Origin of the sequence: Streptosporangium sp. NPDC006007, assembly GCF_040614315.1 — a bacterium.
Lineage (GTDB): Bacteria > Actinomycetota > Actinomycetes > Streptosporangiales > Streptosporangiaceae > Streptosporangium.
Genome location: NZ_JBEXUG010000086.1, coordinates 1 through 4827, shown reverse-complemented (window position 1 = coordinate 4827; position 4827 = coordinate 1). Strand labels below are relative to the sequence as shown.

The following is a 4827-nucleotide window of genomic DNA, read 5'->3' as shown; positions in this document are numbered from 1 at the left end:
AATACACCCCCTTCACCCCGGCGCGGCCCGCGCCCCCCCCCCCCCCGCCCCCCCGCGCCCCGCGGGGCGCCAACCCCCGCGCGGCCCCCCGCCCGTTGATATCGCCTATCGCTGAGGAGTCATATCGCTGGGACGGCTCGGCAGGAGAGCGGAAACTGGCCGACGGCCGACTTGCTACGTCTCACCCGAAGATTATGATCGTCAGTTCTGGTGATCATAGTCTTCGAACTCCCAGCGCCCCAGGCGACCTACCTTGGTGGCCAGTTCCACCCAGGTCGGTCCGTCCACCGCTCTAACTCTTTGTCGAATGTAGGACTCGATTCGATCCCTGTTGAAGCTTGAGACGATTATACGGTGGTGTCCGTCGATGACACCGGAGTCGGCCGCCTCGCGCTCCAGGAAGGATGGAGTGCAGATCAGCAAATCAAAGGATTCGCTGTTGTCCTCGCCGACGGGGCCGACGAACACCTGAAGAAGTACCTCGAAACACTTCGGGTTATCGGGAGTCTGGGATTCCCAGTCGAAGTCGGGGCTGTGGAAGTATTTTACCTCGGCCCTCACTGTTATTCCTTAATGTGTGGATGTCCGTTCGAGAAGCCCAATTGCTGGATACTCGTATTCACGCAGTATCTTCAACCGCCGGCCTTCTGGTCGAGCTTCGAACGGCACTGCGGCTCAGGCAGTCGAATACGGCCGTTTTGGTTACGCGTGGACTTCTAGAGTACACCTGGTCGGCAGAGCCAATCGCGAGTGGAAATACGGCATGGAATATAATCGGACCTGAACCGTCGCTCGTCGATGAGCTTCTGGTTTTAGAGCTGACTTTTTCTCGCATTCAAATCTTCGCCTTAGGGCAGAATGCGTCGAGTTCTACGCCGGTAACGTGGCCGATCTGGACGCTTCGCCGCCGGACTATATCCAGGAGGATGAGCATGCGATCCAAAGTGGGCTGTCGAGGTGGAGGTTCATTTTTCAGCCAATGTAAATTGCATCCCACGGAAATTTAAAGAGGTAATCCGTAGCGGCAGGCCGCAGAGTGTGGACAGGGCTTGGATATTGCCGCCTCCTCGCGGAGAAGCTAGACCTCGCGGCGCAGCCGGGCCGGCTCGTCTTTTTCGGCGAGGGTCAGGCCATCGGCGCGGCGGCCGTCGTCAAGGTCGGCCTGGCGCGCCCAGACACGGATCGACTGCGCGGAGGGCTCGAACTCCTTGGTGAGCTCCTCCGGCGAGCGTGCCGCGCGCACCGGTTCCACCATCTGCCGGCGAGACTCCGGCGGATAGTCGTTCGGCACAGTGAACTCCTTCTTTCAGGAACCAGGGTTCCTCAGAGATCAGGTGTCCACCAAACCGGGTCAACTCCAGCCAAAGAGGGCCGGGGGAGTCAACAACGTGTTAGTTGGGACCCGCGCCGGACTCCAGGGCGAAGAACTGGCACCCGCTGAAGACCTCAACCACGAGCGATCGGCCGGCTACCCAATACTTTTCTAAGTCGCGCACAACGGCAACCGGATAGATACTAGAGGGATGCGCGCCCGAAAGGTTATCTTCGTTCTGACGTTGGGTGTGGTCGCCTGCACCCCCAGCGCCCATCCGACGAGGCATGAAAACGCCACCTCGGCATCGTCCCCGCCCACAGCCTCTGCGACTGTCAAGTGTGAAGTAGCGGTTGGTGGAGAACAAGCCCCCCCTGCCGGATTTGAAATCGTTGGCGGTGCGGTAGCACTACCAACGAACCGGGCTCGGCCAGAGGCATTGCAAGCCGCCGAGGCAAAGCTCCCTGATGGGAAGAAGGGATTGTTCGCGAAACAAGGGCTGCTTGTGCGGCGGGGGGAACTTGTCGAGCTGATCGTTCCGAAGAATCTTCGGGATCAGTTTTGGATGGAATGGGGCAGTCTGGGGCCGCCAGGCGACCATGTGGTTGTGGATCGCTGCAACGCAGACGAAGAATGGTTGGCATTCACGGGTGGCTACACCGTCCGGCGTGCTGCCTGTCTTCCGGTAGATGTTCGAGTCGGGAACGGTGAGCCGCAACAAGTACGCATCGGTATCGGAGCACCGTGTCCGGGACAGCAACCCGCGCCCCGGCGTTGACTGGAGTTCCGTCCGTGAAGTGGCAGGCCGCAGGCATCGTGGGTCTATCACTTGGCCGCGGACGTAGGCGGCGAGTTGAGCTGGTCCGGCCTGCCGCGGAGTCAGATCGGTGATGCCGTAGCAGACTTCCTTGCTGTGACGTATGCCGTCCAGGCCGCCTCGATGGCGCAGGGTGCGGAAGACCTGAGCGGCATGGGGGAAATCGATGTCGCAGGCCGGGGCAGTGCGAAGGATGCGGTGCTCGGTGCGGGTGTGTCCGCGGTCGAACTTGCGGTGAGTAACGGTGGTGAAGCCGGTATCAGAGCCGGTCAGTGCGGTGATGGCGGCGGCGTGCAGGGTGGGCTGGTTGGTTTTGACGATCCTGACCTGTGAACGACGGGCTTGCGCCCGTCGTTCACAGGTCAGGCCATCCCGTCGCCTGTTGTTAAGGCGCGCAACTCTCGGGCAGCGGGCAGAGTCCGAGCCTCCCGGGGCAGGGCATCGATGATCTGGCCGAGAATCCGACGACGTGATGCACCAAGGGGCGACTGCCCGACGGCGGCAATCGCCGTATCGAGGCCGGTGGTCACATCCCGATCGTGTGTGAGCCCCAGCGCCTGAAGCAGTTTGAGTTCGGCGATGTCCGCGTGAAAATCTGCCGGGCAGAGGGCCAATGACTGTTCTACCTCGTTTGACGCCCTGGCCGTGTCCCCGATGAGAGCGGAGGGATATGCCTGACCCCAGTGCATTCTTCGTTCGGAAAAGCTCCACAGTGGAGATTCCCGGCGCCCATCAGGGATCATCTCGTATACCCGGCTGAGGTCACTCAGTGCAGCACGAGTCGTCTCGACATCGCCTGCGGAGGCCGCCACAAAGGCCCTCGCGTTGAACGCCCGCGCGAGACTCGCGCTTGGCACCCCATCGGCGATGTGTATGGCGTCATCGACCAGCCGGGACACGATCGGTCCCGGCCGCCTCAACCAGAAGGCGTATGTCGCTTCGCGGGCACGCACCCATACTTGTAGTTCGCGATCCTTCGACGCGTCGGCGGCCCGGCGAGCCAGTTTCCACGAACGCAGTGAGGCGTTCTTCTCGCCGATATCGCTGAACTCCATTCCCAGAAGCGCCGCGAGCTGCGCACTGATTCGCAGCAACCCCGTACGCGTGTCTGGAGACCGGCTGCTCGTGAGAAGCCGGGAGATCTCGACGAAGTCGGCGGCGGCACCGCCGATCAGACTGCCAGGGGGCCGGGTCACGTAGAGGAAGCCGTACTCGAAGACGGATTCCTCCCAATCTTCCAGGTCGGCGCCGTCGCGCCCGCCTATGGCGTGCTCCGTGCGCGAGAAGATCGTTTCTAGGGCGCCCGCCGGGATGGCGGCACCGGAGCTCAGGGCGGCGAGAAGTTGCAGAAGGGCACGACGCTCCATGTTGTCGCCATCCTCATAAAACGGGTGATTCTCCTCAGACGCACTGCTAGGTGAATACCCTAACTCCGAGATCGCAAGCAGCGCATCATGGCGAGCCGCCAGATTGTGGAGCGCGACGAGAACGCCATCGGCGGCGTATACGTGGTCAAGCTTATGGATCATGTCGGCCGGTACCGGGCGCTCCCCGCGCTCCCACTTCGCCAGGTGAGAGAAGTTCACATTCAGTTCTTCGGCCGCCTTGCGCAGACCTATCTTGCGATCATTCTCCCGCCATCGGCGCATAACCGCACCAAATACGACGTTGGGGTCGATCGGCTTTCCTTGCTGCGCACCCATCGCTTCCTCGCGATCGTGGTCAAACGTGGTCACGCTGTGACCACGAAAGTTTCTTTCTGTCAGCTCCCGACTACATCCACTACGGCACTGCCATAGGGCCAACGGCTCTGTAAACAACGGACCCGCCCGGCGCTTACGACGTCCGGACGGGCCCTCAACCGGACAATGGAGGTCCGATCTGTGGACGATGTTAGAGCCAAAACGCTCAACCCGGTGATTCCGGGCTGGCAGGTGTTTCTCAGTGACAGGGGCCGTTTCTGGGCCAGCCGCCGGAAGCCGTTCTCCCTCCAGGCCATGTACGCCGGGGCCGAGCGGACGGTGGACGCCGATACCTTCGAGGAGTTGCGGGCCGAGACCGCCCGGCAGGAGGAGACGGCCGGGGTGGTGAACGCATGATGTGGCGCCGCGACCCCCGCGACTCTCACCTCTCCGGCACTTCGGGCCGTCACCGCGCCGGGCAGGTCCACACCGCCGTGGTGCACCGCCGGTTGTGGTACGGCCCGGCCCGCGCCCAGGCCGAACGACTCGCCCGCACCTGGCCGAGCTGGACTGTCCTGTACGGCGTCGGCAGTCGCCGCTTCTACGCTCTGGCCGCCTGGGTGACGTCCGAGCCGCTGATGGTCGAGGCCGCCAGCGCCGAGGAGCTGGAGAGGCGGATGTATGAGGCGGTCATGGCCGTGACCGCCCGCCGCGAGATCCCCCTCACCGCCCCGGCCACTCCGGCGCTCCCGGCCGCGTCGGCGCCCCCGAGACCTTCGGCGTCCTCGCCTCTCCCGGCGCCCCTGGCGTCCTCGTCTTCCCCGAGCAGGTGCGGCGGCGTTCCTTCCCCGGCACCCGTCGCCGCGCCTCACCATCCCCGCCACCCCTACCGGGACGCGGCCTAAGAACCGGCGCGACGGCGCGCAGGCCCCCGTAGCGCGCCGTCGCGGGCCCCCCCGGGGGCCCCGGGGCCGGGGGGGGCCGCGGGGGGGTGGGGGGAGCGCACCACAGGACTA

The 4827-nt window shown here is 63.9% G+C and carries 6 protein-coding genes; 3 read left to right on the top strand and 3 right to left on the bottom strand.

Annotated elements, in window-relative coordinates; genetic code table 11:
- Positions 1 to 201 precede the first annotated feature (201 nt).
- Both ABZ194_RS30075 and ABZ194_RS30070 read right to left on the bottom strand, forming a co-directional pair.
- Positions 202 to 561, bottom strand: coding sequence for an Imm8 family immunity protein (locus ABZ194_RS30075; protein WP_355600399.1), 360 nt, complete (start codon positions 559 to 561; stop codon positions 202 to 204).
- A 517-nt stretch (positions 562 to 1078) separates the two neighbouring features.
- The gene (locus tag ABZ194_RS30070) at positions 1079 to 1291 is read right to left on the bottom strand and encodes a hypothetical protein (RefSeq protein WP_355600398.1); all 213 of its coding nucleotides are present in this window, start codon (positions 1289 to 1291) and stop codon (positions 1079 to 1081) included.
- Between the two features lie 934 nt (positions 1292 to 2225).
- Between ABZ194_RS30070 and ABZ194_RS30065 the strand changes: the two genes are divergently transcribed.
- Positions 2226 to 2462 (top strand): hypothetical protein, encoded by a 237-nt coding sequence (locus tag ABZ194_RS30065; RefSeq protein WP_355600397.1) that lies wholly within the window; start codon positions 2226 to 2228, stop codon positions 2460 to 2462.
- A gap of 29 nt (positions 2463 to 2491) precedes the next feature.
- Here ABZ194_RS30065 and ABZ194_RS30060 read toward each other — a convergent pair whose 3' ends face one another.
- Complete coding sequence (locus ABZ194_RS30060; RefSeq protein WP_355600396.1) at positions 2492 to 3865, bottom strand: helix-turn-helix transcriptional regulator; 1374 nt, start codon at positions 3863 to 3865, stop codon at positions 2492 to 2494.
- 147 nt (positions 3866 to 4012) lie between these two features.
- Between ABZ194_RS30060 and ABZ194_RS30055 the strand changes: the two genes are divergently transcribed.
- Both ABZ194_RS30055 and ABZ194_RS30050 read left to right on the top strand, forming a co-directional pair.
- Complete coding sequence (locus ABZ194_RS30055; protein WP_355600395.1) at positions 4013 to 4228, top strand: hypothetical protein; 216 nt, start codon at positions 4013 to 4015, stop codon at positions 4226 to 4228.
- A complete protein-coding gene (locus ABZ194_RS30050) occupies positions 4225 to 4716 on the top strand; it encodes a hypothetical protein (protein ID WP_355600394.1) in 492 nt (163 codons plus the stop codon). Before ABZ194_RS30055 ends, ABZ194_RS30050 begins: the two co-directional genes overlap by 4 nt.
- Positions 4717 to 4827 lie beyond the last annotated feature (111 nt).

What these genes read in the sequence shown, in the direction of transcription:
- ABZ194_RS30050 (WP_355600394.1), top strand. Translation starts at nt 4,225, where the DNA reads ATGATGTGGCGCCGCGACCCCCGCGACTCTCACCTCTCCGGCACTTCG.